At 58.5% G+C, this 26,420-nt stretch carries 21 protein-coding genes and 3 pseudogenes; 12 read left to right on the top strand and 12 right to left on the bottom strand.

All coding sequences use genetic code 11. The features are described from left to right. The 3 genes and pseudogenes from B4F27_RS16770 to B4F27_RS16760 all read right to left on the bottom strand — a co-directional run. Window positions 1-712 (bottom strand): annotated as a pseudogene (locus tag B4F27_RS16770) (IS30 family transposase); the annotation flags it as partial. Between the two features lie 101 nt (window positions 713-813). After that, complete coding sequence (locus B4F27_RS16765; RefSeq protein WP_286760230.1) at window positions 814-1,806, bottom strand: IS30 family transposase; 993 nt, start codon at window positions 1,804-1,806, stop codon at window positions 814-816. Between the two features lie 310 nt (window positions 1,807-2,116). Continuing rightward, entirely contained in the window at window positions 2,117-3,142 is a 1,026-nt protein-coding gene (locus tag B4F27_RS16760; RefSeq protein WP_074636774.1) for an IS110 family transposase, read from the bottom strand. Window positions 3,143-3,555: 413 nt separating this feature from the next. Here B4F27_RS16760 and B4F27_RS16755 point away from each other — a divergent pair, with 413 nt between their 5' ends. The 4 genes and pseudogenes from B4F27_RS16755 (at window position 3,556) to B4F27_RS16740 (ending at window position 7,318) form a co-directional block, all read left to right on the top strand. Further along, entirely contained in the window at window positions 3,556-4,620 is a 1,065-nt protein-coding gene (locus B4F27_RS16755) for an MBL fold metallo-hydrolase (protein ID WP_286760229.1), read from the top strand. A gap of 122 nt (window positions 4,621-4,742) precedes the next feature. Further along, a pseudogene (locus B4F27_RS16750) lies at window positions 4,743-5,965 on the top strand (IS256 family transposase). 84 nt (window positions 5,966-6,049) lie between these two features. Next, a pseudogene (locus tag B4F27_RS16745) lies at window positions 6,050-6,465 on the top strand (DDE-type integrase/transposase/recombinase); the annotation flags it as partial. Continuing rightward, a complete protein-coding gene (locus tag B4F27_RS16740) occupies window positions 6,407-7,318 on the top strand; it encodes a DUF4198 domain-containing protein (protein WP_349676318.1) in 912 nt (303 codons plus the stop codon). The pseudogene B4F27_RS16745 and the gene B4F27_RS16740, both read left to right, overlap by 59 nt. 33 nt (window positions 7,319-7,351) lie before the next feature. Here B4F27_RS16740 and gspD read toward each other — a convergent pair whose 3' ends face one another. The 5 genes from gspD to gspG are packed head-to-tail and all read right to left on the bottom strand — an operon-like array spanning window position 7,352 to window position 11,490. Continuing rightward, window positions 7,352-9,247 (bottom strand): type II secretion system secretin GspD, encoded by a 1,896-nt coding sequence (gene gspD, locus B4F27_RS16735; protein ID WP_005848548.1) that lies wholly within the window; start codon window positions 9,245-9,247, stop codon window positions 7,352-7,354. A gap of 47 nt (window positions 9,248-9,294) precedes the next feature. Beyond that, the gene (locus tag B4F27_RS16730) at window positions 9,295-10,170 is read right to left on the bottom strand and encodes a type II secretion system protein N (protein WP_286760228.1); all 876 of its coding nucleotides are present in this window, start codon (window positions 10,168-10,170) and stop codon (window positions 9,295-9,297) included. Further along, window positions 10,167-10,529, bottom strand: a complete 363-nt coding sequence (gspI, locus tag B4F27_RS16725) for a type II secretion system minor pseudopilin GspI (protein ID WP_286760227.1) — start codon at window positions 10,527-10,529, stop codon at window positions 10,167-10,169. The genes B4F27_RS16730 and gspI overlap by 4 nt, the downstream gene beginning before the upstream one ends. Continuing rightward, window positions 10,526-11,008, bottom strand: a complete 483-nt coding sequence (locus B4F27_RS16720; protein WP_074636978.1) for a prepilin-type N-terminal cleavage/methylation domain-containing protein — start codon at window positions 11,006-11,008, stop codon at window positions 10,526-10,528. The genes gspI and B4F27_RS16720 overlap by 4 nt, the downstream gene beginning before the upstream one ends. Next, the gene (gene gspG, locus B4F27_RS16715; protein WP_074636979.1) at window positions 11,005-11,490 is read right to left on the bottom strand and encodes a type II secretion system major pseudopilin GspG; all 486 of its coding nucleotides are present in this window, start codon (window positions 11,488-11,490) and stop codon (window positions 11,005-11,007) included. The genes B4F27_RS16720 and gspG overlap by 4 nt, the downstream gene beginning before the upstream one ends. 181 nt (window positions 11,491-11,671) lie before the next feature. Here gspG and gspL point away from each other — a divergent pair, with 181 nt between their 5' ends. Genes gspL through gspF form a run of 4 tightly spaced genes read left to right on the top strand, consistent with a single transcriptional unit; the run spans window position 11,672 to window position 15,916 of the window. Then, the gene (gene gspL, locus B4F27_RS16710; protein ID WP_286760226.1) at window positions 11,672-12,718 is read left to right on the top strand and encodes a type II secretion system protein GspL; all 1,047 of its coding nucleotides are present in this window, start codon (window positions 11,672-11,674) and stop codon (window positions 12,716-12,718) included. Further along, entirely contained in the window at window positions 12,715-13,170 is a 456-nt protein-coding gene (locus B4F27_RS16705) for a type II secretion system protein M (RefSeq protein ID WP_286760225.1), read from the top strand. The genes gspL and B4F27_RS16705 overlap by 4 nt, the downstream gene beginning before the upstream one ends. Further along, on the top strand, window positions 13,167-14,699 hold the full coding sequence (locus B4F27_RS16700) for a GspE/PulE family protein (RefSeq protein ID WP_286760224.1): 1,533 nt from the start codon (window positions 13,167-13,169) through the stop codon (window positions 14,697-14,699). The genes B4F27_RS16705 and B4F27_RS16700 overlap by 4 nt, the downstream gene beginning before the upstream one ends. Then, window positions 14,699-15,916 (top strand): type II secretion system inner membrane protein GspF, encoded by a 1,218-nt coding sequence (gspF, locus tag B4F27_RS16695; RefSeq protein WP_286760223.1) that lies wholly within the window; start codon window positions 14,699-14,701, stop codon window positions 15,914-15,916. Before B4F27_RS16700 ends, gspF begins: the two co-directional genes overlap by 1 nt. On the opposite strand, the gene B4F27_RS16690 is transcribed toward gspF, so the two are convergent. Continuing rightward, window positions 15,913-16,572 (bottom strand): hypothetical protein, encoded by a 660-nt coding sequence (locus B4F27_RS16690; protein WP_286760222.1) that lies wholly within the window; start codon window positions 16,570-16,572, stop codon window positions 15,913-15,915. The genes gspF and B4F27_RS16690 overlap by 4 nt on opposite strands. Between B4F27_RS16690 and B4F27_RS16685 the strand changes: the two genes are divergently transcribed. The 3 genes from B4F27_RS16685 (at window position 16,536) to B4F27_RS16675 (ending at window position 19,113) form a co-directional block, all read left to right on the top strand. Beyond that, complete coding sequence (locus B4F27_RS16685; protein ID WP_349676317.1) at window positions 16,536-17,708, top strand: penicillin-binding protein activator; 1,173 nt, start codon at window positions 16,536-16,538, stop codon at window positions 17,706-17,708. The two genes, B4F27_RS16690 and B4F27_RS16685, sit on opposite strands and share 37 nt — an antisense overlap. Further along, window positions 17,705-18,232, top strand: coding sequence for a type II secretion system protein GspJ (locus tag B4F27_RS16680; protein WP_286760220.1), 528 nt, complete (start codon window positions 17,705-17,707; stop codon window positions 18,230-18,232). The genes B4F27_RS16685 and B4F27_RS16680 overlap by 4 nt, the downstream gene beginning before the upstream one ends. 113 nt (window positions 18,233-18,345) lie before the next feature. Beyond that, complete coding sequence (locus B4F27_RS16675) at window positions 18,346-19,113, top strand: general secretion pathway protein GspK (protein WP_286760219.1); 768 nt, start codon at window positions 18,346-18,348, stop codon at window positions 19,111-19,113. Window positions 19,114-19,417: 304 nt separating this feature from the next. On the opposite strand, the gene B4F27_RS16670 is transcribed toward B4F27_RS16675, so the two are convergent. Further along, window positions 19,418-21,043 carry a DUF4331 domain-containing protein gene (locus tag B4F27_RS16670; RefSeq protein WP_286760218.1) on the bottom strand — a complete coding sequence of 542 codons (1,626 nt, stop codon included), beginning with the start codon at window positions 21,041-21,043 and terminating at the stop codon, window positions 19,418-19,420. A gap of 208 nt (window positions 21,044-21,251) precedes the next feature. Here B4F27_RS16670 and B4F27_RS16665 point away from each other — a divergent pair, with 208 nt between their 5' ends. Further along, a complete protein-coding gene (locus tag B4F27_RS16665; RefSeq protein ID WP_286760217.1) occupies window positions 21,252-21,707 on the top strand; it encodes a prepilin peptidase in 456 nt (151 codons plus the stop codon). 83 nt (window positions 21,708-21,790) lie between these two features. On the opposite strand, the gene B4F27_RS16660 is transcribed toward B4F27_RS16665, so the two are convergent. Further along, a complete protein-coding gene (locus B4F27_RS16660) occupies window positions 21,791-24,970 on the bottom strand; it encodes an efflux RND transporter permease subunit (RefSeq protein ID WP_286760216.1) in 3,180 nt (1,059 codons plus the stop codon). Next, on the bottom strand, window positions 24,967-26,175 hold the full coding sequence (locus tag B4F27_RS16655) for an efflux RND transporter periplasmic adaptor subunit (protein WP_286760215.1): 1,209 nt from the start codon (window positions 26,173-26,175) through the stop codon (window positions 24,967-24,969). Before B4F27_RS16655 ends, B4F27_RS16660 begins: the two co-directional genes overlap by 4 nt. Between the last annotated feature and the right edge of the window lie 245 nt (window positions 26,176-26,420).

Genomic DNA, 26,420 nt, shown 5'->3' with positions numbered 1-26,420 from the left:
ATTAGACAACCACGTCTGGGTTCCGATCTCGGCTTGGAGATGCGGCCAACTGACAAACTCGGTTCCACGATCAAAAGTGATGGACCAGCGGGCGGCGAGGGGGAGGTCTTTGATCGACTTTATAATCTTTCCCCTCTCGGCAGATTTGTTTCACAAATCGCCTGTCGGGCAGTGAATGGCCAAATTGCCGACGATGCGCGACATCATCGGGGCGGAACAGGATACTGACATCACGGTGGAATTTGGGTTCTCTGCGTCTTCTGGTGCGACGTGGTCTCCGGACGACACTGTGGGTCGGTAGATACCACCGCAGGTCTTCGCGCTGACCTTCCTTGGAATAGATGTAGCGATAGATGGTTTCTTGGCAGACCCTGAGTGGGGCATCCTCGTGGATCATGCGGTTACTGATCTGCTCAGGTGTCCAGCCGTTCTTGATGCGTTCAATCACGCGTCTGCACAGCTCAGGATATTTGATCAGTTTGCGCGCGCGAGCGCGACGATCCGCTTGCATCAGGTGGGCAGCAGCACCGTAATAGCCATTGCATCCCGGCATTCCATCGTCCGAGAAATGGATGCGCATTAGCTCGCGGAATATCGTTGATCTGCAGCGTCTCAGAACGCGCGCCATCTCGTCAACTGGGACCTTCGCGTGTCTCCAGCGTTCGATCTTGCGTCGTTCTGTGATACTCAGTTGGTCGTAAACGGCTCCCATAACGATTCCTCTCATTAGATAAACTACTGTTTTCTAACAAGAGTCGCACTTGAAGGTAGCGCACGCCCTTGGATTCTCAAGGGTCGTTGCGACGGTTTCCGCTATCTCAGTTTCATCAGTTCTTCCCTGAAGGCTTCAGTCGGCGTTTTCCATCCCAGGCACTTTCTGGGGGTGCCGTTCAAGCGGTCACAAATCGACTTCATATCTCGATTTGAGAGCGCGGCCACGGGCGCATCTCTTGGTAAGTAGCGCCGCGCACGCTTGTTCAGGTTTTCGACGGAACCCTTTTGCCACGGAGCCTGTGGATCACAAAACCAGGCCTCTGTGCCGATACCAGGCTTCAACTTACGCCAGTTCCTGAACTCGATCCCACGGTCAAAGGTGATCGACTTGCGCGCCGGTTGGGGCAGGGGTTCCATCACACCCATCAAGCGGTTCATCAGATGCGTGGTGCTGCGGTCGTTGTTGCGGAACAGGACAGCAAAGCGTGTCTTCCGCTCGACCAGTGAGGCAAAGTTCATCTTGCCCTGAGCGCGTTCGAATATCATCAAATCGCCTTCCCACTCGCCGAAAGTCTCGCGGCTATCAACGTAGTCAGGGCGTTCGTGAATTGAGCGATCCGGCGGGAACACAAGGCCTCGTGGCCTGCGCGCGTGATGCGGACGCCGTTTTTTCCGGCGGTTGGGCAGGTAGCGTGCGAGTTCCGCAGATTGACCATCTGGGCCGTAAACATAGGCGTAGATCGTTTCATGACTTACGCGGGTTGTTTGGCCTTCATATTGCAATCGGCCCGCGATCTGCTCTGGTGACCAACCTTCCTTGAGCTGCTTGATTACGGCTTTTCTCAAGCCGACAAGGCGCACCAGTTTGCGCCGCCGCGCACGTCTTTCGGTCGCCGCTTTTTGAGCAACCACGCCGTAGTATCCGTTCAGTTCCGGCAACTCTTTGTCGAAATAGTGATTGCGCTTGATCTCGCGATACACCGTGGAAACATGCCTGCCGATCTGTGCTGCAATCTCTCGTATAGGTATCTTAGCATTCAACATATCTTCGATCACGCGCCGTTCACGCAGGTTTAGCTCTGTATGGGCCATCTTTCATTCTCCTTGCTTTCCAGCAAGATAGGGGAAATTTCGCAACCCACGTGTGGATGCCCCGGTTTATGTGGGTGATTGTTTCGACGTTTAGATAGCATGATCGGGTGCAGTCACGTGTCCGGCCTGTTTGTGCAGCACACTTGGCTGCTGGCCCTTATGGAGATGCGCGAACTTGGCTCCAAATCAGTTTATCGGGCTCGAAGCCGCGAAGGGTTGCACTGGTTTTTCCATGTTCGTTCTCGTCGATCCGCTTTCCTTAGTCGATCCTTTCGTCCTCACATACCTGCCGGTATCCGTGGGTCTGCCGCTAAGCGACGGCCCCGCGAATGCGATAAATCTGGCCCGTCATCAACATGGCCCAAAGCCTCCGAGCCATGCGGTTTGCCAAAGCAACAGCAACAACCATCCGGGGGCGTGTTTCAAGCATACGCGCTAACCATGGTTCGGCACAACGCTTCCATCGTTCGATGGAATTGATGACGGACATTGCACCGATGATCAGCAACCGCCTCACATCTTTCTGGCCCATTTTTGTGATGCGCCCCAACCGTTCCTTACCACCTGTCGAATGCTGTCGAGGTACAAGACCAAGCCATGCTGCAAAATCCCGCCCCGTGCGAAAGTTTTTGGCGGGAGGACAGAAGGCCGAAATTGCGATGGCGGACATCGGGCCGACGCCAGGCATCGTTTGCATAAGCCGCGTTTCCTCTGACGTTTTTGCATGCATCTTGATGGAATGATCCAGACCTTCGACTTCTGCGCTGATAGTCTCGATCTGCGCTAGGAGCCGTTCCGCCAAGCGTTTGGCCTCGTCGGGCAGTTTATGTGCCTGTTCCTCTACTTCTCGTTTGAGAATATCAGCGTTCCGAATGCGTAGCCGCAGCACAATCCCAAACTCCGCCAAGTATCCGCGAAGCGAATTGATAAGCTGGGTGCGCTGCCGCACGAACAATTCCCGCGTCCGAAACAACATCGCCTGTGCTTGCTGTTCCGGGGCTTTCACTGGGACGAAGCGCATTGAGGGACGCATCGCGGCTTCTGTAATGGCCTCTGCATCGACAACATCACTCTTGTGGCGTTTGACAAACGGTTTCACATATCGCGCCGGTACCAATCGAACCTCATGACCTGCAGCAAGCGCTTCACGCCCCCAATGATGGGCGGACGCGCACGCTTCCATCGCAAAAATGCAACTTGGGTGCTCATTTAGAAACTTATTGAACTGAGGCCGGCTCAGCTTTCTACGGTATAAAACTTTACCTGCGGCATCAGCGCCGTGTATTTGAAAAACGCGCTTCGCCAGGTCGATACCGATGATAAATGCTTCTGACATTTGTTCCTCCTGCAAGACGTCCGCACCACCATGGCTCGGACGGTTCTATAATGAACCAACAGGAGGGGCATCCAATCCATCAGTTTAGAATGTGCCCCTTGTGCGGAATCTGTAACTGATAATTAGGATTATGTTATAATTCTGGCTTGGAAGCCTTGATCATACTAAACATACTTCGACGAAAGATCACCGGAATTTGAGGTAAGTATACGTCTCAGGATAACTGAGTTACTTCCACCTCGGTCGAGGCAGCTACCTTTCTGGTATGACAGTTGCCAATGTCCCCTATCAAGCGGTTTCGAGGCCCATGTCAATCAAGGATTAACAAGGGGATTTCGGGTCATTTCGTTGCTTGATGAATAGTAAATAAGTGGGTATTTCTGGTTTGATTACGCAGTTTAGGACGAGTCGAGATGGTTTGCGAAGTAGCCTCAGCCGCGGTCAAAAATGTTCTCCAATATCCATTTGCAGGAGATGCCCCACTCATCGGCGATGGCTCTACTGTTGAGGTGAACGATAACCTGCTTTGGGCACGTATGCCGGTTGGTGGTGGTCTGCTGTCGGTCAACATCTGGCTGTTCAGACATGATGGGGCGTGGGATATCATCGATACGGGCATCGACTCTCCGGAAACCGTTGCGGCTTGGGAAAAAATCTTTAGCTCCACCATTCAGAGACACGCCGTGGGCCGTTTGGTTCTGACCCATGGACACCCTGACCACGGGGGGGTGGCCGGGTGGATTAGTAAGCTTTGTGATGCGCCGGTGCTGATCACTTCGGAGGAAGAGAAAGAGCTGGTTGCATTGGCCAAGGGCATGTCGCCGGAGCGTGATGCGCGCCAGGCGGCATTCTTTCGCGCGGCTGGCGGTAGTGATGCTTTGATCGAGGCAAATATGGATCTTCAACGATCCTATAGCGGGCTTGTCTGCACTCCGCCGGAGAAGTTTGAACGGATTGCTGCAGGGGACACGCTGACGTTGGGAGGAGACGATTGGCGGGTCGTCATAGGCTCCGGCCATTCGCCAGAACACGCCTGTCTTTATAACGAGAAACGAAAACTGTTCATCGCAGGCGATCAGGTGTTGCCGAAGATCACGCCCAACGTATCGGCTCGCGCGCGTAATCCCGAAGCGGACCCGATGACCAATTGGCTCGGTAGCCTGGCGCGCATCAAGTCGGAGATTCAGGATGACGTGTTGGTGCTGCCATCGCATGGCGATCCATATCGCGGGTTGCATGCGCGCATCGACACGCTGATCGAAGGCCATGAACAAGACCTGAAAAATGCGCTCGCGGAGATCCGGGAGCCCAAGCGGGTCGTCGACCTGTTCACCGTTCTCTTTAACCGCGAAGTGACGGAAAGCATTTACGGTCTTGCCGCTGGCGAGGCATTGGCCAATTTCCACTGCCTACGTACGCGCGGTCAGGCCACGCGCGACATCGATGCAGAAGGTGTCGCGTGGTGGCGGGCGATTTGAAATCGCCCGATCACCTTACGTGCTTCATGCGTTCTATTTTATCAGGACATGCGCGTAGCAAACGGGGACTATCCTGAATTTTGTGCGCTGACGTGGTAACTGCTCACAGAGGAGACCCACGTATGAGCATCGACAAAGACTTGCTAGACCGTCTGATGGAAGGGCGTTCACCCGGTGACCTGTTTGGCAAGAACGGCATCCTGGCGGAGCTGACCAAGGCGCTGGCGGAACGCGCGCTGAGCACAGAGATGGATGTCCATCTCGATGAAGAGCGCGCAGATGATGCGTCTGAGGGCCAGAACCAGCCGCCCAATCGGCGCAATGGCAGCAGCCAGAAGACCGTGACCATGGACAGCGGCAAGGTGGTTCTGGACATTCCCCGCGACCGGAACGGCACCTTCGATCCGATGCTGATCGCGAAGTATCAGCGGCGCTTTCCTGAATTCGACCGCAAGATTGTCAGCATGTATGCCCGGGGAATGACGACCCGAGAGATCCAGGGGCATATCGCGGAAATCTACGGCGTCGAGGCCTCGCCCAGCCTGATTTCCGCGATCACCGACGCGGTCATGGAGGAGGTCACCGCCTGGCAGAACCGCCCACTGGATCCCTGCTATCCGATCGTCTTCATGGACGCGATCCGGGTCAATATCCGCAGCGACGGGGCGGTCTCGAACAAGGCGGTCTTCGTGGCCCTCGCGGTGCTGCCGGATGGCACGCGGGACGTTCTGGGCCTGTGGTTTCAGGCCAATGAGGGCGCGAAGTTCTGGGCCAAAGTGCTCAGCGACCTGCGCAACAGAGGCGTCCAGGACATCCTCATCGCCGTCGTGGACGGGCTGAAGGGCTTTCCCCAGGCCATCGAGGCCGCATTCCCCAGACTCGGATCCAGACCTGCATCGTCCATCTGCTGCGCCATTCCATGAACTTCGCCAGCTACAAGGACCGCAAGGCCGTCGCCGCCGCCCTAAAGGCGATCTACACGGCCGTGGACGTCGAGGCGGCAGAACTGGCTCTGGCTGAGTTCGAGGACAGCGATCTGGCAAGGGGGTATCCGGCGATCGCGCCGAGCTGGCGCCGGGCCTGACACGAGGTCATCCCGTTCCTCGATTACCCGCCCGAGGTCCGCAGGCTGATCTACACCACGAATTCCATTGAGGCCTTGAACTCGAAAATTCGCCGTGCCGTCAGAACCCGAGGTCATTTCCCAAGCGACGACGCTGCGGCGAAATTGATCTATCTGGCGCTCAATGCTACATCGACCGAGTGGAAGCGTTCGGTCCGCGAATGGCACGCTGTCAGATCTCAGCTTGCCATCATGTTCGAAGACCGCTTCCCGATGGCGTAAGAAAACGCGTCACGCACAAAATTCTGCACAGTCTCCGGGAAGCAGTCCGGTTGTAGGTCACTCGCTTTGGTCCAAATTTCGCATATTGCGGCCGGCGCGTTCGTCCTCGACATTCTCGTGCAAACGCGACGAAACGCTACAGCTGCCAAGCGATTTATTCACAGGCTGATCACTCAGTTCGGCGAGCCGAGGGTCATGATCACTGACATGCTGTGCAGCTATGTCAAGCCGATCAAAACATTGGCACCGGACGCTGACCACTGCGCCTACGAGGGATTGGACAACGCCATCCACGGATCAAACAGGCCGACCCGGAAGCGAGAGAAGATATTCGGCCGGTTTAAGTCACATCGGCAGACTCAGAGGTTGCTATCCGCTCACGATCAGACCAACCTGATTTTCCGTCCCGCCGATTTCAACGCGCCGCAAACTCATATCGCCATGCCCGAGATGACGCGTTCAGCCTTTGGGCAGAATACATCATCGAAGTGGTGGCTTAATTTACAGACCAGCAACACCCTACGACACGCGGCCAACAACTTGGCAATGCCGAAACAGCAAACGGGTATGATCATGTCTCTTTACACGAAATCTTTCACCATATGGCTTCTGGCCACTCAGTCTGCCTTGGCGCATGAATTTTGGATTGAACCTCGGGCCTACACTTTCCCGTCGCAGGCGACGATTGAGGCGGATCTATTGGTCGGATCCGAGTTTGTCGGGCAGGATTATATCTTCATTCCGAAGGGATACAGCTCGGCCCTGTTTTCCAGAGGTGACGTTGAAACAGAGCTGGCGTTTACCGGACAAGATAACCCGTCGTTGAGCCTCCAGTCGGGCGAAAACGGGCTGCACGCTATTGTACTTGTTTCAAATGCAAGCACCCTAAAGCATGACACGCTGGCCGACTTTCGTGAATTTGCTGAAACCGTAGGGCGTGGTGCCGAAGTATTTAGCACCCGGCCGGGTCAGCCCATCAGAGAAGCCTATTTCCGTTATGCGAAAACCTTGGTGGGGGTGGGCGACAAAAGCGGGCAGGATCGTGCATATGGCGCAATTTACGAGTGGGTAGCGCTGGATAATCCTTATGTTACTTTGGACGGGCCGGTCCGCTTTCAGCTGCTCTTGAATGGTGAAGCAAACGCCAATCAACCGGTTCAGGTATTTGCGCGGCCTGTTGGGTCCGGAGCCGAGACAGGACCGCAGCATATGATGACGGATGCGAATGGCATATTGACGCTTTCGGATGACATTCGTGGAGAGATCATGATCAACAGCGTAAAATTGCTGCCGGTAAAGCATAATGACTTTGATTGGGTGAGCTATTGGGCGTCGCTGACTTTTGAACGGTAGCAGCGTCTTGGGGGCGCGTGCCACTGGCTTAGATCAATACAAACCCTGAATTTCCAAAGGTAACTGCTGTACTTCTTGTTTTTTAAGGATCGTTCTAGGCTGCTGTGTGGCGTCGGCTGCTTTCAGGCGGTTGAACCGGCGCGAAGAAGCTTCGGTGATATCTTCACGGCTGCGCAGGATCGTGGGCCTTAGAAAGACAAAAAGTGTACGCTGGGTATTGCGGGCATTACGCGATTTGAAAAGCTCTCCGACCACCGGTAGATCGCCAAGACCGGGCACCTTGCTGCTGCCATTGATGCGGTCGTCGGTTATCAGCCCACCAAGCACAACTGTTCCGCGGTTGTCGGCCATTACGGTTGTATTAATCACCCGCCGGTTGGTCACTAGATCCGCGGCACCTTCAACATTGGCATTTGTTAGGCTCGATATTTCCTGTTCGATGACCAGCTGCACCACACCTCCGGCCGTGATCCGGGGCACGACATTCATCGTGATGCCGACATCGCGTCGTTCAATCGTGGTAAAGGGGGTCGCCGTATTCCCATCGGTGGCGAAGCTACCCGTCCGGAAGGGAACGTTCTGGCCAACCACAATGGTCGCGGGTTCATTGTCCAGCGTCGTGACCGATGGCGTCGACAAAAGCCGCGCGCTCGTAGACTGCGACAGGGCCTGCACCAAAATACCAAAGTCATTGCCACCGGCACCAAGCGTCAGTCCCGTAGACAAGGCCGACCCGGCGGGGACACCGACAGCAGCAAGCACGGACCCCAGCGATACCCCTCCCCCATTAGAGAAGTTCGAGGCGGCGATTGCTCCGTTCGGCACATTCGGGCCAAGCCCCAGTTGGACCCCAAGCCGCTCTGCGACCTCGCCGGACACTTCGACAATAGCTGCCTCGATCATCACCTGCGGGCGACGCACATCAAGGGCATGAACGAGTTGCCCGACTTCTTGAACCTGCGCCGCAGTGCCGCGAACAACGATAGAATTCGTTTCGACAGAGGCGGTGATATTGACAGCATCCGGGGCGACGACGCGGTTTAGCGGCACAAATTGTCCGTCCGACGTGGCTTCGGCTGATTGTGCGCCCACATCTGCGGCAACTGCGTTGGTGATGTCAGTGGCATCCCCCACCGTACCTTTGATGATGTCTGCAATGATCTGTGCATCGCCATACTGGAGGTTGAAAACTGTGGTAGCGACGGCCTCCCGGGGGTCTTTCCGTGGCGCAACGTCCATGGCGATGGCAAGGCTGCGAATTTCTGCAATGTCTTCGGGCGTGCCTCGGACGAGCAGTAGATTGGACCCTGCATCAACGGACAGGCGCGCGCCTGTGCCCGCTTGACCAAGTACCTCTAGGATCGCACTGCCGACGGTGACCGCATCGGCACTGCGAAAGCGCAGCACCTCAGAGCGGACAAGGGCATCTCCGTCAAAGCTGCGCGCGATGGCCATGATCCGGTCCACATTGGCGCGGGTATCGGTAATGACCACGCCATTGGGATCTTCGACGGCTTCGATATATCCCGATTCCGCGACAAGCGGGCGCAGGACGCGCACGGCTTCGGCAGAGGGCAGCCGGTTCAGGCGCAACATCTCGGTTACGAAGTCTTGGCTGCCGGCGATGACTTCTTCGCCAAGATTGGGCCCGCTCGCAGTGCGCGCTTCGGCCTCGGGGATCACTTGCCAGATCGATCCGGCCTGAACGGCAACAAATCCGCGTACCCGCAGAATGGATTGGAACAACGACCAGACGCCTTCTTTGTCCAGCGCCTCGGCAGAGACGACAGTCACCTCTCCCACCAACCCTGGATCAAGCACCAAGGTGCGGCCGGTTATTTCGGAAATCTGCTCAACGAGCAAAGAGATGTCTGCGTCTCGCAGATTGATGACAAAGGTCTCCTGAGCGCGCACAGGGGCGGGCAGCATCAGTAAAACTGCGAGGGCAAAGGCTGCTATATGGCGAAGCGCAAGGTTCACTGCAGCGGAAATGACATAACGATCGTTCGGCCATTCCTTTCGACTTCGATACGGGCCAAGCCAGACGCCGCGATCACGTCATACAGTTCCCGATCCTGATCGACATTGCCGACGCTTTCACCATTTACACTTGTCACGATGTCACCTGCTCTCAGACCGGCGCGGTTTACGCCTACGTCGTGCTTTTCAGCGATGGTATATCCTTTTTCCCCTGGCACCAAGCCAATCGTATCCAGAACCTCAGCGGGGTTGGCGATGATGCGGTCGCGCCACATGTCGATGTAATCCTGTGTTGTCACGGGCTGAGCGCGCGCAGCTGCATCCACCTGTTCACTGATGGAACTGCCCTGCCCAGAGGTCATAAGCGCCAGCAGCCGTTCCGCGCCTGTCGGGACTTGCGGACCATCGGCGACCAGATCCGCACCGGCAAAATAAAGGCGGCTCTCGGTGTCTTTTGTCAGCACGGTTACATGGTTTTGTGAAATAGAGGTGAGCGTCGTACCGGGGACGACCTCATCGCCGATGCGATAGTTGCCTTCAGTCGTGTCCGACCGCAGCAATGCCAGCGAGCGGGACGGATCATCGCGTACGATGACCCCGAGCAAGATCAGGGTCTGCGGTATCGCGGCCGTCTGAGCATCTGCCACCGCGACTTCCGCAGCGCCGAACGGTGCAAGAGCCAGCGCAGGCGCAAGGTCGGGCAGTGCCTCAGGCTCTTGTGCGGGGGGGCGAAGCTTCGCAATAGGGGGGACAACGCGATCATGGCCCAGCACACGCCAAGTCGCTTCGGCACCCGCCGCGGCCACGCTGGAAACGGCCGTCAGGATCACGCCCAATCGAAGCCATTTCGCCGCATGATCAAAGCGCGTCATGACGGGTCTCCTGACGGGACATATCCATCCAGAATATACAAAACCCGATCCGTCCCTGAAACGGCGCTGCCGACAGAGACGGCCTGCACATCGGGGTCGCTGGTCGGGCGGCGCGTCACGTCGAGATCGAATTCAATGCCGTATAGCTCAAGCGGCTCTGCGCCGATTGCCACCCCTGCCCGGACTTCTGAAAGGCGGTATTCGGCGGCCCACCGTGCCGCGACCCGATCCGAGAGATCAGCGATGCGTTTACTGTGCCCCTGCGTGGCCGACAGCAGCGATACGGCGCCCAAGGCAAGGACGGCCATCGCCACCAGCGCTTCGATCAACGTGAACCCTGCATCGTCCTGACGTGTCATTCTACCTCCTGAAGATGCGCCGCGCTGACGCCGTCGAACCGAACATATTCCGCCGCGCCGTCACCCGCACGCAGTTCAAGCGACAAGGGGCTATCCCCAGTCGGGCGCGACTCCGTGGAAACGACGATCGCGCCAGCGCTTCCAACGATCCGCGTGCGACCGGCCAGCAGATGGGGTTCTTTCAGGACCGGTAAAGGATGCGGCTCCCAGATTTCCCCGTTATAGACATCGAACCTATAGCCCTCCGCGCCCCAAACGAAGCCCATTGGCACCCCCGTCAGGATCACATCGTCCGCTGCCCGATTTAGCCTGGCGACAAGAAGGTCGGCCTCTTGCTTGGCAATATCACCACGTGACCCGCTGCCGATGTTAAGCCCGACAATCCCGGCCATGATTCCCACCAACACCAGTACCACAAGCACCTCAACAAGCGTCACGCCCGCGTCTTGGTGTCGGTCAGGGGCGGCCGTGGTTTTCACCTGCTGGCCTGCAGCTGCCCATGTGCCAGATCTGCCGCGACCCCTTCGCCGCCGGGTGCCCCATCTGCCCCAAGCGACATCAGATCGAACCCGCCATTCGCACCCGGAGAGACGTAGATGTAATCATTCCCCCAAGGATCGACCGGCACAGCGGTCAGATACCCACCCGCGACCCAGTTGCGGGGTTCGGGCGGCGCGGTGGGACGCACGGCCAAGGCCTGCAATCCCTGTGCGGTCGTGGGATAGGTGCGGTTGTCCAAGCGGTAAAGTTCGAGCGCCGAGCCGACTGCGCGGATGTCGGACTGCGCAACGGTCACCCGTGCTTCGTCCGGGCGCCCGATAACGTTGGGCACGATGATCGCCGCCACCAGCGCGATAATAACCAGCACCACCATCATCTCGATCAGAGTTACGCCCGCTTCACCGTCGCGGCGGCTGCGGTGGGACGCGGGGCGGCCCCCCAGCTTTTTCCAGTGACGCATGAAACTGTTTCCCTATCTGTTACGTGGCTTTCCGTATACTATGGCAACAACGGGACGATTGAAAAGGTAATTTTTCGTGATAAGTCAAGGCATTACGCCAGATTTAAACGCCTCGGAGCGCCCTGTACGGCTGCCCGCGTCTGACGCTTTAAAAGTGCCTTTGACGACGAGAAATTCGGCCATGGTTGCACGGGCCGAACTTTATTGCCCGCAGGTTGATGGGCTGGCCGCCCGTCCGGTCAGTGCAGAACACGTCAGCAGTTTTATCGTTCATGTACCCAGATCCAATGCGCGGCAACGGCAGGCGTTGATCACCTTTGCTGTCGAAGAGCGGATTGCCGCACCGCTGCAGTCCGTCCAGATCATCCAAGGCCCGCTTGCCGATGCGTCGCCCGGGGATCACCTGGCGTTTGTCCTGTCCAGTGACGTGATGACGCAGGTGACACAGGAAGACGCGCCGCACCTCCCCGAATATCTATTAATCCCCCGTCCACCGTCCGACAATGGTCCCGCGTGGGCCGTCTGGAAAGAAGGCAATCGTGCGGTTGTGCGCTGTTCCGACGGGACGGGTTTTGCCGCCAATGTGGATATGCTGCCGCTTTTATGGCAGCGCGCTGGCCGGCCGTCGCTGCGCGCGCTTGGCGAACCTTTGGGAGCGGATCTTCCAGCCGAAAATCTGTCAGCCACACCACCCCCACCGGACCCGATAGACGTGGCCTTCAGCTTTGCTCAGCCGCGCAAGGCTGCAGCACGGGGGGTGGCTGCGTGGAAGTGGGCTGCCGTCGCTGTGGTTTCCGCCTTGGTGCTGCACATGACCATCGCGGCTTTGAACCTGCGCGCCCTCTCTCAGATCGCTCAGACAGAGCGCCGCACTGCAGAGCTGGCCATTTCGGACATCCTGCCCGGCATGGCCCTAACCCAAGAGGTTGGCCCCGTTCTCGCACGCCTGACACCCGCGCAGGTGGTTGCAAAGGAAAGCAGCTTTTTGCCCCTGCTCAGCGATATCTCACGCGTGCTGACCGACGCGCCGGTTGGTTTCAGGCGCATGGCATGGGGCGCGTCAGAGAATACATTGGTGGTGCTCATGCAGAGCCCTGGCCTGGACGACCTGCAAGGCATCGAGCAGACGCTAGAGGCATCGGGCTTTGCCGTACGCAGCGGTGCCGCCACAGCGGGCGATGGCGGTGCAGAGGTCGAAATGCGGATCGCGCGGGGGGATGGCGGATGAAAGCCTTTGCCGCGCTTAACCCGCGTGAAAAGCGTCTGGTGAGCATTGTGCTACCGCTCGCCATCGTGGTTGTGGGCTATCAATTCCTATGGGCTCCTCTGCAACGGGCGCAGGCCGAAGCGCGCGCAGACATTCAAGCATTTCGCCTTGTTCAGGACACAGCTGCGCTGGCGTCCGTCGACACGATCGTGTCATTGCAACCGCTCAACGAGACGCCTCTTGCCACGCGGATCACCACCTCGGCATCCGCGGCAAACCTGACCCTGCGGCGCATTGAGCCTGAAAACGACAGCATTCGGGTCACTTTGGACGATACGCCCTTTGCGACCATATTGCTGTGGCTCTCTGATCTGGAAGAGCAGCACGACGTGAGGGTAGAGGCGCTCGAGGTGGATCGGCGCCCGGCACCGGGCCGTGTTTCGGCGCGTTTGCTTTTAGGATCGTTGCAATGACCCATGCCAGCACCCAGACCCGCCTTTCCTATGGTTTCGCGCAAAGCCAAGGGGTCATTCTATTACCTGCCTCTGAAGAGAGTGCGGAGCCACGCTGCCAATATCGCCATGATGCCTCTTTCGAAGCCCTGATCGAAGCACAGCGCGTGTCTGGCACCGCTGTGACATTCGAGGAAATATCGGCTGCCGATTTTGAAGCGGCTCTTGGCACGATCTACCGCGATTCCGCGTCCGAGGCCGCACAGGTGGCTGCGGATGCAGACGATGATCTGGCGTCATTGGCGGACACGGCCGCTTCGATCGACGATCTGCTGGCCCAAAACGACGATGCGCCCGTGGTGCGGCTGATCAATGCCCTGCTGCTCGAGGCGGTCAAGGAAGGCGCGTCTGACGTGCATATCGAGACGGAGGAGCGGCGACTTTTGGTGCGCTTTCGGGTCGACGGCATTCTACGCGAGGTAATCAGCCCGAAACGCGCACTCGCGCCGCTGCTTGTCAGCCGGATCAAGGTGATGGGCAAACTCGACATCGCTGAAAAACGCCTTCCGCAGGACGGCCGTGTTTCGTTGCGGGTCGGAGGGTATGACCTTGACGTGCGCATCTCGACGATCCCCTCTCAATTTGGCGAGCGCGTGGTGCTGCGACTTTTGGACCGGGGGCAGACATTGCGCGGGATCGACCATCTTGGCCTGTCGGATCGCGATAATACGGTGCTGAAACGGATCCTGTCCTTGCCCGATGGGATGGTGCTGGTGACTGGACCGACCGGTTCGGGCAAGACCACGACGCTTTATGCTGGTCTGGATATGCTGAACGACCGGCAACGCAACATCATGACCGTTGAGGACCCGATCGAATATACGATGGACGGTGTTGGCCAGATGCAGGTCAACGCCAAGACCGATCTCAGCTTTGCCAGAGGGTTGCGCGCCATTCTACGACAAGATCCGGATGTGATTATGGTCGGCGAGATCCGGGACCGCGAGACGGCGCAGATCGCCGTGGAATCCGCCATGACCGGGCATCTGGTCATCTCGACCTTGCACACCAACACGGCCATCGGTGCCGTGTCTCGACTGGTCGAAATGGGTGTCGAACGCTTCTTGCTGGCCCCTATGCTGCGCGGGCTGATCGCACAGCGGCTGGTGCGGCGCAATTGCATCGACTGTCTGGGCGACCACGAGGTCACGCAGGCGGAAAGCGATCTTTTGGGGCAAAAGATTAAGCCCGGAGAGATCGTGAAGAAGGGGCTTGGCTGCGATACCTGTCAAGCCAGCGGCTTTCGTGGACGTCTGCCGCTGTATGAAATTATCGAGGTCGACGGCGCGCTTGAACGCAAAATGCACGAAGGGCAATCCGAAGCCGAACTGATCGCCGCGGCGCGGGATCGCGGCCCGAGCATTCTGGACGACGGCATCGCCAAGATGCGTTTGGGCCTCACCACTGCACAGGAAGTCGCGCGCGCCATCCACGACGGTGCCCCACCGCAACCCAGCATATCGCTTGCCGCATCACAAGAGGATGAATAATGCCAGCCTATGCCTATGAAGCGATGACGCCCGCGGGCAAGTCGACCAAGGGGATCATAGAGGCCGCAAGTGCGGCCGCCGCGCGCAGCAGTCTGCGCCAGCGCAACCTCGCGCCGCTGTCGGTCGAACCAACCGTCGCAAAAAAGGGGAAAGCGACAAAGGGGGCGGGCTTTGGCAGGGCCAAGATTTCGCGCCGCGCGCTGACCCTACTGACCCGACAGCTTGCCACGCTGATCGGTTCGGGGATCGGTGTGGAGCAAGCGCTCAAGACAGTGGCAGACCAGCAGAACAAGCCCGCTGTTACATCACTGTTGTTGAACCTGCGCGCCTCAGTGCTCGACGGGCGCAGCTTTGCGCAGGCGCTTGGCGAGTATCCTCAGGTGTTCGGCGACTTTTACCGTGCGTCGGTCGCTGCGGGGGAAACCTCGGGGCAGCTTGGCCAAGTGATGGAACATCTGTCCGGCTTTGTGGAAACTCGCGCCAAGAACCGCCAGACGGTGCAGCTTGCTTTGCTGTATCCCGCGATCCTTGCCGTCGTTTCGCTTGCGGTAATCGTAGCACTGTTGACCTTTGTGGTGCCTGACATCGTGCGCGTTTTCACCTCTCGCGGGGCGGAACTGCCGTTCCTGACCCGTTCGTTGATTACGGTAAGCGATTTTATCAATGCGTGGGGTATTGCAATGCTCGGCGTGCTCGCTGCCGTTATCCTTGGCGGGGCCAGCCTGCTGCGGCAACCGGCGATGCGGCTGCGCTGGCATCGATTTCTATCGCGTTCGGTGCTGACGCGGGGGTTCTCTCTCAAGACAAACTCGGTGCAGTTCGCGGGTACCTTGGCAACCTTGACCGTCAGCCGCGTGCCGCTTGTAGATGCCTTGACCGCTGCTACGCAGACCGTGCCAAATTTGCACATCCGCGAAAAAGTCGCCCAAGCCACGGCACGCGTACGCGAAGGGACGGCGCTTTCACGGGCGCTGGACGATGCCAAAGTCTTCCCCCCGATGCTGATCGCGATGATCGCAAGTGGGGAAGCGGGGGGCGTGCTGGGGACAACACTGACCCGCGCAGCCGACGATCAAGAGCGCGATCTGAATGCATTGGTAGCCGCATTGGTAGCACTGGTCGAACCGGCCGTACTGCTGATCATGGGTGGGATCGTGATGCTTTTGGTGCTCTCCATCCTGCTGCCGATCGTTAACCTTAACAATCTGGTGAACTAGAATGGCATTTCGATGATCATCGGTCCGCTCGTCGGCATGCCCGGCACAAGCACTGCGCCTTCGGGCTCGATACGCGCGATCAGCCGCCGTTCCCCTGTAACCGTGACCTTGGCCAGCGTGCTGTCACGGTCCGTCAATATTGCTATGGCGTCGCGGCCTTGGGTTGTCAGGTCCAACGTCATCTGTGGCACTGTTGTGTCGCGCCCCAATAGATCTTTGCACCGCCCTTCGCTGATCAGAACCGCGCCCGCAGCAGCAGCGGCCCCCTTGCGCCAGCTCAGCCGTTGCACATCAACGACGGCCTGCGACGTGCAGTTTTTCAATGCGGCCCCGGGGATCAGGTCGACCAAACCGGGCCCGATACGCCCCACAATATCCGTCGCGCTCATGGATGCCGGGGTAAAGGTCGCAACGCCTGTCAATTGGGTGTCGGGCCCTTGCAAGGTCCAGTCCGCAACCCCGCGAGCAGCGAACAACGGCCAGCCGCGCAGGTCCCAATCCAGCGAATATCCACCGTCCAACACAGCACGCCCTTCCCACAGGCCGCCATACAGGTCAGTAATCGGAGCAGGGATGACGGCAATACGGCGCAAGGCCGATGCCGGGAGGGTGACAAACAATGTCGTCACGTAAACGAGGAATGCAAAAGATGCCAAAAGCACAGCCGATAAAATCCATCGAAACCGTGGCTTCCGGTGCCTTTTCCCCTCTGTCGCGACGGCGGGTATTGTTGGGTCTTGGTGGGTCATCGGCGCTCATTGGTTTATCGGGCTGCGGCGGGTTGTCTTTGACAGGTGACACTGAACTGCCGCCTGAAAATGCGGTAGGACAGGCCGTTTTGCTGGCCCCGCTTACCGGCCCGCGAGCGTCATTAGGACAGATCATGCTGGCAGCCGCAACCCTTGGCGGCAACGCGACCGGCCCAGGGGCCGAGGTCGAGGTGGTCGATGCTGGCGATAGCCCCGAAACAGCCGTTGCTGCCGCGCAAAAAGCGATGGACGGCGGGGCGAAGATGTTACTTGGTCCGCTTTTCTCAGGCCAGAGCCGCGCAGTCGCCGAAGCTGTCGGGCGCGGTACGCCCGTTGTTTCACTGTCGAACGACAGCTCTATCGCCGGAGATAACCTGTTTGTATTCGGCATCACACCGCAGCAATCAGCGAAATCGATCCTCGGCTTCGCGGCAACCCGCGGCAAGCGCAACGTTGTTACTGTTGTTCCTCCGGGGCCATTTGGTGCCTTGTCCGCGCAGGCAGCGCAATCCGTCGTCGCGGCGACAGGGGGTACCGCTCCGCCAGCGATTGTTGCCGCATCCGCCGCTGGCCTGATCGACAAGATCCGGGCCGCGAACGGCGGTGCGCTGCCAGATGCGGTTTATCTGCCCGTTGTGGGTGGTCCCTTTGAAGAACAGGCCGCGGCGATCAAGAGCGCGGGGGTGCAGCTGCTTGGCTCGGAACAATGGGCATCGATCACGCCTTACCGGATCGACGCATTGCAGGATGGGTGGTTTGCCGCACCCGACCCTGTTCGTTTCGAGGCCTTTGCTACGGCCTTTACCGCGTTCAGTGAAACCGAGGCGGGTGTGCTTGGCGGGTTGGCCTTTGATGCCGTCGAAATGGCGCGCATTCTTGGGCGCATCGGCCAGCAGAACCGCAAAGGGCTGCTGCGCGACGCCGGTTTCGACGGTGTCGTCGGCCCCTACCGTTTCCAAAAGGACGGACAATGCGCACGCGGGCTGGCTATCCTAAGCGTGACAACCGGCGCGAATAACCTGATTGGCTCTACCGGCGCATGACCCTTATCCGCGACCAAGAGGCTGGCGTGACCCTGATCGAGATGCTGGTCGCGCTTAGTCTTTTCGCTTTGGTGGGTATTGCCTCGTTTACCACGCTGGACACGATCTTGCGCGTCCGCGAACGCACCGATGGCCGGCTCGAGCATCTGGCACAATTGGATCGGGCCTTGCTGGTCTTCGGGCGCGATATTGTGCAGGCGGACCCCCGTACGGTGACGCTTCGAGATGGGGTCCTGTCCACTCTCGGACATGATGGCCAGACCAGACGCCAGTATCTGCACGATGCAAATACGCTTAGCCGCGAGATAGGCCCCCGAAATGCGGATGATCTGTTGCGGCAAATTCTGATACTGGATGTCAGCGCGCTGACGTTTCGCGTGCTTGATAGGGATCGTAACTGGCATTCGGCGTGGCCCCTCCCCGACAGCGAGAGCGAAGCGCTGGCCGTGGATATGCGCGTGGACATTAATGGAATTGGCAGTCTGAGGCGGCTTTCGTCTTTGACCCGCCCTGCGCCCCGATGAGCCGCGCCGGTATACGATATCCGGACGCCGGCGTCGTGTTGATCAATGTGTTAGTGGCGCTCGCGTTGGGGTCTGCGATCGTTGTCTTGATGTTCACCTCGCAAGAATCCCTGATGGAACGCACCCAGCGAGCAGCCGCAGCGACCCAGGCCGAGGCGCTGGCCTTGGGCGCGGAGACCTCGATTATCGTGGCGTTACGCCGGGATATGGACGTCGCACCCGAGACGGACCATATGGCCGAACCATGGGCGCTGGCTGCGCAAGAAGAAGTGCAACTAGAGACGGGTAGCTTTGCGATCAGCGTATCAGATGCCCAAGCGCGGTTTGATTTGAACGGGCTTGCAGCGGGGCGCCTCTCGCAACAGCAGATCCTTGCGCGGCTGGTCAAATCTCTGGACCTGCCCGACAGCGTGGCCTTGGACATCAACGACCGAATTTCCCGCCGCGGCCCCATACGCGCGTTGTCCGAGGTCGAGCTTTTGGACGCGCAGACGCGTGCGATACTGGCCCCCCACGTCAGCCTGCTACCGCAACCCGGAGATGTGAACATCAACACCGCAAGTGAAGCGGTCATAGCGGCAGTGCTGGGATCGCCAACCGCCGCAAGACAACTGGTCAAGCGGCGCGAACAAAACGGTTTCCTCACGCGCGGGGACGTGACCGACGCCGGCATTGTCGCGCTGAACGGCATTGGCTTCACGTCAGACGTCTATGATGTGGAAAGCCGCGCAGAAGTCGATGGCACGACGGTGATCCTGACGTCCCGGCTGCTGCGCGAAGACAGGCTGGGGCGAAAAGACACCTATGCGATCGAGCGCAGCTTTTCGGAGCATCTGGGATCGCAGGGGAGCTTGCCTGCCCCAAAGCCCTTCCGTCCCTAAGGGTAAAATGCGAAACGCGGCCACTCTTTGGAGCGGCCGCGCCTCTTTCTTATTCTCACACCCCCGAAAAGGAGCCAATCAACCTAGGGGTTGAAAGGTTCGCTCGTCGGGAACCGTGGCACTGTGACCCCCGCGAGGGAGATCGGCTGGGCATTGCGATCCTGGTTGAAGGCGCGCACAAAATCGGCCCCCAATTTGGAAATGCCGTTTAGTCCGCCGCTGCTACCACAAGCGACTAGAACGCCGGCCACAACCACAAGAACTGAGATACTCTTCAACATCGGAATTCTCCTATTCTATGGGTTTAGTTGTTCGGCGAGCCAGCAATCGGTGTGTTCAAGTAGGGGAACACGGTTTGCAACTCGGTGGCGCGCAAAGGTGCCCCATCGGTCAACGGTACTAGGCCCGCAGGCGCGGTATCGTTGGGATCGCCTTTGCCACAAAGACCCAGGTTTACATTGTCTTCGGCACTTGGGTCTCCGCTAAGCTCTTGCCCGAGAGGCACGTCATGGCACAACCGGCCCATCATCACGCGCAGCGCAAGATCGACAGTGTCATCCGCCGGACGGCGACCGTTGGGAAAGCCCGCGAGGTCTTCAGCCAAAAGGCCAAAGGTATGCTGCTCGGATGCGGGTGTCGCCGGGAACGCTGTATTCAAACGCAGCATTTCAGACAGGTCTGTCTTCGTATCGAAGCCAGCAGGCTGGTTTACGCCCTCAAAACCGCTGAGGAACGCGGTAACAAGGTCATTCCGGGGGAAGTTCGACGGAGCGATATTGTCCGATGCACCCAACGCATCGCGGAACAGGATATCCAGTAGCGCTGGCAGGGTCGGATTGGTCACATAGACAGCCAATGCCTCGTCAATTGTAGGCTCTGCTGCGTTAAACAGATCCTTGTCGGAAAGGCCGATGACCACCTCGTTGACCAGCGGGTTGGACAAGCGCGACTGCTGTACCCAAGCGCCACCATAAATCGAGGTCTTCTCGTAGGTGGGCGACGGATCTTCCAATTCGCCTTGTGGCAGGCTGGCAGTCGTCCATGCCCCGATGACCGGCTCATCCCCTTGGGTCAGACAGGAGATTGGAATTTCCAAAGCCAGCGTTGTGACATTGGCTTTACCAATCAGGTCGTCATTGGCGCGGTCCTGCACGATTCCGTTCGCGTTGAAATTGGGATCGTTATACTGGGACCACATCGGGTTATCTGGTCCCTGCACTGGAACGAGGTTCACCAGATCAAAGATTTCGCCAAGGTTCACCGCGAAGGCCTCTGCGCGCTGGCCAGCAAAGACCCGGCCCGTTCCGCAGCCCGGAATTTTTACATCGTCATAGATATAGGCGTTCGCGTATTCGGCATAGTCAGGCAGGGTCTTGTTGCCAACGTTGTCGAGCGGCTTGGTAAAGGTCGTCCCGCCGCCATGCGAAAGAGACGTTCTTTTGCCGCTGCGACGGTCCCCCGTGATCATAGTCACGCTATAGCTTTCGGTTTCACCCAGAGCGGCAGTCGGGCTGCTGGCTGTGATCTGGCCTGCGGCGCGCAGCGGAATGCCCACTTTCTCGCCGCCGATGTCCAACTGGATACCAGTGCCGTCTTTCAGATTATTGTCGAATTGAAACTGAAAGGTAATCTCTTCTTCGGCATCGGCGTCATTGCTGACATGGATCTCGTAGATCGCATCGGGGTCCATGGTGAAATAGTTGGGTCCACCATAGGGGGCCTGCAAAGGCTGATAATTTGCAATGAGGGTCACGTAGTCGCCGCGGTTTGCCTCGTAGCTTTTGAACATGTAGAAATCTGTCGCGTCGATCTTTGGCTGCTCGGTAATGCCCGGCGCCTCACGGTGCGATGATGCAGATGCAATGCTTGCTGTCAGGCAAAGCGCTGTAGCGCAGCTTCCCTGCAACAAGGTACGAATGGTAAATGTCATTTTTCACTCCCAAGTTGGCTTATTTTATGTGCCGAGACCAATGGTCATCGGTTCGCCCTGCGAGTGCTGAAAAATTTCTATTCACTACCCGCATTGAATGAGACACGTGCTGCCGCCGAGAAAGTTTCACAGTTTATGATAGAATATCTCATTTAGATGGAATCTAGGCACACTGGCGTTTTCGCTGCCGGCCGTGTCTTATGCGCGAATGTCTGTGTTCATCTTATCCTCGATCATTCTGATTCCGATTTTGGGTCAGCTTGTTCGTATTGATCTGCGCCAACACCGCCTGCCGGATCGCTATACGCTTCCGCTGATATGGGTCGGACTGGCAACGAATGCCCTCGCGCAGCGTGCCCTCCCGACGGAGGCGATCTGGGGCGCTATCATTGGCTATGTGGTATTCTGGCTGATCGGAGCGGTCTATTTCCGCAGCCGTGGGCAGGAAGGGTTGGGCTTGGGTGATGCAAAGCTGCTGTCGGCAGCGGGTGCATGGGTTGGGGTTTTCGCCTTGCCTTGGGTCGTGCTCCTGTCGGCTCTGGGTGCCCTTGGGTACGCAGTGCTCTCGGGCCACGGGCGCCAAGAGCGCCTCGCGTTTGGTCCATGGATTGCCGGGGCCCTTCTTCTTATTTGGTTGGGAAAAGGGCTTTTTTCAGAGATATAGAAATGCGTATTACCCCTGCGAACGGCATTTTTCGCCGCCATCTCGCGGAGTTTCCAATCGCAGGACGTCAACCATATGCCCGGTCAGCGTTGAGGGTCTGCACGTTTACGTCTGAATAAGCTCGACAACCATGCTCTCCTCGGCCGTTCCGCTGGCGTCGCTTCGTCCCCTTGCAGGCTTCGCTTTTGTCCAAACATCAGCATGGCCGGTGTCAGGATGAGGGTCAGAAGGGTCGCGACAACCAGCCCCCCTACAATCGCGCTCGACAGTTCGGTCCAGTATTGGGTCGATGGCGCGCCAAAGACGATTTCGCGCGTGAAGAAATTCAGGTTGGCCCCCAGCACCATCGGCATCAGGCCAAGCGCCGTGGTAATCGATGTCAGAAGAACAGGCCGCAAACGTTGTGCGCCTGTGCGCAAGGCGGCCTCGCGCGGGTGCATGCCAGAGGATCGTAGGTCATTGTAGGTATCAATCAGAACAATGTTGTTGTTCACCACGATGCCCGCCAACGCGATAATCCCGATGCCCCCCATCACAACGCCAAAAGGGCGCCCCGTGACGATCAAGCCAAGCAAAACACCCGCGACCGAGAAGATGATCGCGCTCATCACCACGAAGGCTTGGTAGAAGCTGTTGAACTGAAGAACGAGGATCACCAGCATCAAGACAATCGCGGACACGAAGGCACCAACGAGGAACACCATCGCTTCGGTCTGGTCCTGCGCCTCGCCGGCGAAGCTATAGCTGACCCCGTCGGGCAAATCCGCGGCGTCCAGAGCTTGTTGCAAAGCCGTCACCTGATCGTTGACCAACAAACCGGGTGCGACATTTGCCTCTATCGTCACGACGCGCTTTTCATCGACCCGTGTGATCGTGCCCGTCCGTTCAACCGGCTCGAAGGTGACAAAGTTAGAGATCGGCACCAATCCGGCAGAGGTGGGAACACGCAGGTTTCCAAGCTCTGACAAAGACCGTTCTTCGGCCGGGAAACGTACGCGGATATCCAGCTCTCCGTCAGCGTCCTCGGGCCGGTAATCCGCGACGGCGATCCCTTGGGTCAGCAGCTGAACGGCCTGCCCCAAAAGACTGACATCGGCGCCATATCGCGCGGCTTCCGCCCGGTTCACGCGGATGGACACCTCTACTCCCGGCAGCGGCAGCGTGTCGGTCACATCCGTGAAGCCGCCGATCTGCTCCATGATGGACAAGACCTGCGCGACAGCATCACCCTGCACCGCCGGATTGCGTGCCGCGATCTGAAGGTTGATCGGCTTGCCAGCGGTGGGACCGCCGCTTTCGGTCTGGACCTGAACGTCAATGCCGGCAATGTCTGCGACATCACGCCGGATATCGGTGCCGATGGCTTCTGCCGCGCGCCGCCTGTCCCATTCGGTGAGCTCAAGCTGTATCGTACCGATGGTTTCTTCGCTGCCCTGCCCTGCGCTCATCGTGGATCGGGCATAGACGGTGGCTACTTCATCATAGCCCATCAATCGCTGCTCGACCCTGCGCACCAACGCGTCACGTTCGTAGATAGAGAAGTTGTCACGGGCAAGCACCTGCACCTGCATGAACTCAGGCTCTACCGAGGGGAAAAACGACAGGCCGGTGCCGAACTGCCCGTATAGACCAAAGCTGCCAAGCAGCATGGCAAGCGCGAGCAACGCCGTCGCGCCGGGTCTGAGGATTGCCCATTCCAACAGACGCACATAAGCTCCGGTCAGCCCGCCAATGCGCCGTGGGTCACCTTTTTCAGCTTCGCTGAGCGCACGTTTGGCCGCCGCATTTTGCGGATGGCGTTTCCCGATGAGGCCACCCAGTACCGGGATGAAGATGAGCGCCATGAAAAGCGACGCGAAAAGGGTCAGGATCACGGTAATGGGCAGGAACTTCATGAACTCGCCGACCATGCCGGTCCAGAACAGCAGCGGAAAGAACACGCTTAATGTCGTGGCGGTTGAGGCGATGATCGGCCAAGCCATGCGCTTTGCGGCATAGGCATAGGCTGTTTGCGCATCATCCCCCTCTTGCAGACGACGGTCCGCCAGCTCGACCGTTACGATGGCGCCGTCAACCAGCATCCCGACAACCAAAATCAGCGAAAAGAGAACCACGATATTCATCGTGAACCCCATCGCCCAAAGGGCCGTTACCCCCACCAGAAACGCCCCCGGAATGGCAAGACCGACAAGGATAGCCGACCGAAGGCCAAGGGCAGCCACGATGACGATCATCACAAGCAAAACCGCTGCAATGACGTTTGCCTCCAGGTCGCTCAGCAAAGTCTCTACCTGCTCGGACTGATCTTGCAGGTAGGTTACCTCGATGCTTTCGGGCCAATCCTTGCGCAGCTCTTCCAGCGCAGCACGCGTCGCCGCGACTGTTTCGATGATATTCGCCCCGGACCGCTTTTTCACCTCAAGCGCAAGCGCCGGTTGCCCGTCAATGCGTGCGTAGCCCGTCGGATCCTGGAAGGTGCGGCGGACGGTTGCGACATCTTCGAATGTCACCACCGTATTTCCGCGCACCTTTACCGGAATTTCCATGACGTCTTGCAGGTCCTCGATCAGGCCCGGCACCTTGAGCACGATGCGCCCGCCCCCCGTCTCGATGGCCCCCGCGGCAATCAAACGGTTGTTCCGTTGAAGCTGGCCGATCAGCTCATCAAAGCTCAGGTTGTAGGTTTGGAAAACGGTCGGGTCGATCAGTACTTCAAGGAATTCGTCCCGCGCGCCGCCAATCTCGACCTCCAGAACGCCGGACAGCCCTTCGATGGCTTCTTGCGCGTCATCGGCAATGGCGTTCAGCGTTCGCTCTGGCACCGGCCCCGAAATGAGCGCAGTGATAATCGGGAAGAGCGCGGTGTTGATCTCTGTCACCGTGAGGTCATAGGCGTCTTCGGGCAAATCTCCCTCGACCTTGTCTGCGGCTTCCCGGACTTTGCGCAGCGCTTCGTCGATGTCTCCGCCGGGGGTGAATTCAAGCTGGACGTTCGCATAGCCTTCGGATGCGTTGCTTTGGATCTTCTCAAGCCCGGCAATCGCGGCGAATTCGGATTCCATCGGCTCGATCAGCAGGCGTTCGGCGTCGGACGGGCTGATCCCTTCAAGGCCCGTGGAGACGTAAACAAGCGGTAAAGGCACCTCGGGGTTGGCTTCTTTGGGGATGGCGACATAGGCGACCGCGCCTACGCCCAAGAGCATCAGAAGCACCATCAGAACGACCCGGCCACGCGAGAATGCGGCGTCAATAATCGTATTCATTCCCGCTGCCCTTCGTCGCTTGCCGCGTCACTATCGGGAATGGGAAGCGCGGGCTGCCCATCTTGAGGGGTGCTGTTTTCCTCACCGTCATCCGCCTTGGTCTGCAATGACGGTGCCACCTCTTCGCCCTCGTTCACGAACCCCTGACCGACAGTGATGATCCGCACCGCGTCCGACAGGCCGCTGACATACAGGCCATCGATCTCTGCCCGCACGATGCGAATGGGGGTGAACACAACCATATCATTCTCATCAACGGTTTTGACACCCAAGCGCCCCTCTGGGCTCAGCGATATCGTCGAGGGCTGCACGAAATGCGCGCTTGTCGAACCGGTCGGGATCCGAATTTCGGCGGAAATACCAGCGGGAATGGCACCGTCTTCATTCGGCACGGTGATCTTGGTGAGGAACGTGCGGGTTTCGGCATTTGCAGCCGTGCTGACAAAGCTCACCGTGCCTTCACGCTCTTCTCCGGTGATGAAATTCACCGTCGCCGTCTGGCCGCTTTTGATCTGACCAAGCGCCTGTTGTGGCACCTGCAACGCAACTGTCAGCGGCCGATTATCAACGATGCGCCCGACTTCGGCGCCCGCCTGAATAAACTCACCCGCATCAAGTGACAGCTCTTCGACACGTCCGGTAAACGGGGCCGTGATAACAAGTGCCTCTATCGCCTCTTGCGCTGCGGTCACGGATGCTTCGGCGGCGGCAAGCGTGGCGCGTGCTTGGCTGACCCGATCGGCAGTCGCCACCCCTCTGTTCAATAGCTCGGTTGCGTTCTTGAACTCTCGGTCCGCACGGGCGAATTCTTCGCGGGCCCGCGCAAGATCCGCCTGAGCTCCCGTCGCAGAAAGCCGAGCAATCACCGCGCCGCCCTCGACCTCTTCCCCCTCCATCACCAAGACATCGACGACGTCGCCTGACGCCTCGGCGCGGATCGACGTATCGCGGTCGGGTTGCGCCTGTCCTTCCGCCTGAAAGGATATCGTGACCTGTTGAGGCGTCGACTTTTCAACCGCCACGGCAACCGGCTTGGCGGGGGCAGTTTCAGCTTGCTCTGCGTCTTCGTCACCCGAGGGCAGGATATACCCGCTGCCCATCCAGCCGACGATGGCGACAACCAAAGCCGCGGCAATCCACGCCGACCGCGACGCGCCTTTATCGTCCTCGAAAGACAATTGCTCTTTGTTTTCGCTGTCGCTCATTTCCAGTTGGCCTTCACTCTCACACACAGGGTTCCTTTTCAGACATGCATACCATGTAGGCCGCCGTTCAAAGAGGTCGCATCATATGACGCTTTTTAGAAACAGACCAGCAGTCTGTAAGCAGGAAATAGACGGTGCGCATGAAACGTCAATGTGACGTCGAGGCATCCAGTGATCCTACCGCTGAAACGAAGCGCAATCGCGATGGACCAAATGCGCTTTGCTGACCACGTACGACCTCATTC

Origin of the sequence: Sulfitobacter sp. UBA1132 (genome assembly GCF_002311545.1) — a bacterium.
Classification (GTDB): domain Bacteria; phylum Pseudomonadota; class Alphaproteobacteria; order Rhodobacterales; family Rhodobacteraceae; genus Sulfitobacter; species Sulfitobacter pontiacus.
This window is presented reverse-complemented; position numbering and strand designations above follow the sequence as displayed.

What these genes read in the sequence shown, in the direction of transcription:
- B4F27_RS16660 (WP_286760216.1), bottom strand. Translation starts at nt 24,970, where the DNA reads ATGAATACGATTATTGACGCCGCATTCTCGCGTGGCCGGGTCGTTCTG.
- B4F27_RS16730 (WP_286760228.1), bottom strand. Translation starts at nt 10,170, where the DNA reads ATGACGCGCTTTGATCATGCGGCGAAATGGCTTCGATTGGGCGTGATC.
- gspI (WP_286760227.1), bottom strand. Translation starts at nt 10,529, where the DNA reads ATGACACGTCAGGACGATGCAGGGTTCACGTTGATCGAAGCGCTGGTG.
- gspF (WP_286760223.1), top strand. Translation starts at nt 14,699, where the DNA reads ATGCCAGCCTATGCCTATGAAGCGATGACGCCCGCGGGCAAGTCGACC.
- B4F27_RS16665 (WP_286760217.1), top strand. Translation starts at nt 21,252, where the DNA reads ATGTCTGTGTTCATCTTATCCTCGATCATTCTGATTCCGATTTTGGGT.
- gspG (WP_074636979.1), bottom strand. Translation starts at nt 11,490, where the DNA reads ATGCGTCACTGGAAAAAGCTGGGGGGCCGCCCCGCGTCCCACCGCAGC.
- B4F27_RS16765 (WP_286760230.1), bottom strand. Translation starts at nt 1,806, where the DNA reads ATGGCCCATACAGAGCTAAACCTGCGTGAACGGCGCGTGATCGAAGAT.
- B4F27_RS16705 (WP_286760225.1), top strand. Translation starts at nt 12,715, where the DNA reads ATGAAAGCCTTTGCCGCGCTTAACCCGCGTGAAAAGCGTCTGGTGAGC.
- gspD (WP_005848548.1), bottom strand. Translation starts at nt 9,247, where the DNA reads ATGCTGCCCGCCCCTGTGCGCGCTCAGGAGACCTTTGTCATCAATCTG.
- B4F27_RS16760 (WP_074636774.1), bottom strand. Translation starts at nt 3,142, where the DNA reads ATGTCAGAAGCATTTATCATCGGTATCGACCTGGCGAAGCGCGTTTTT.
- B4F27_RS16675 (WP_286760219.1), top strand. Translation starts at nt 18,346, where the DNA reads ATGGAACGCACCCAGCGAGCAGCCGCAGCGACCCAGGCCGAGGCGCTG.
- B4F27_RS16755 (WP_286760229.1), top strand. Translation starts at nt 3,556, where the DNA reads ATGGTTTGCGAAGTAGCCTCAGCCGCGGTCAAAAATGTTCTCCAATAT.
- B4F27_RS16700 (WP_286760224.1), top strand. Translation starts at nt 13,167, where the DNA reads ATGACCCATGCCAGCACCCAGACCCGCCTTTCCTATGGTTTCGCGCAA.
- B4F27_RS16685 (WP_349676317.1), top strand. Translation starts at nt 16,536, where the DNA reads ATGTCGTCACGTAAACGAGGAATGCAAAAGATGCCAAAAGCACAGCCG.
- B4F27_RS16680 (WP_286760220.1), top strand. Translation starts at nt 17,705, where the DNA reads ATGACCCTTATCCGCGACCAAGAGGCTGGCGTGACCCTGATCGAGATG.
- B4F27_RS16670 (WP_286760218.1), bottom strand. Translation starts at nt 21,043, where the DNA reads ATGACATTTACCATTCGTACCTTGTTGCAGGGAAGCTGCGCTACAGCG.
- B4F27_RS16655 (WP_286760215.1), bottom strand. Translation starts at nt 26,175, where the DNA reads ATGAGCGACAGCGAAAACAAAGAGCAATTGTCTTTCGAGGACGATAAA.
- gspL (WP_286760226.1), top strand. Translation starts at nt 11,672, where the DNA reads ATGGTTGCACGGGCCGAACTTTATTGCCCGCAGGTTGATGGGCTGGCC.
- B4F27_RS16740 (WP_349676318.1), top strand. Translation starts at nt 6,407, where the DNA reads ATGCCCGAGATGACGCGTTCAGCCTTTGGGCAGAATACATCATCGAAG.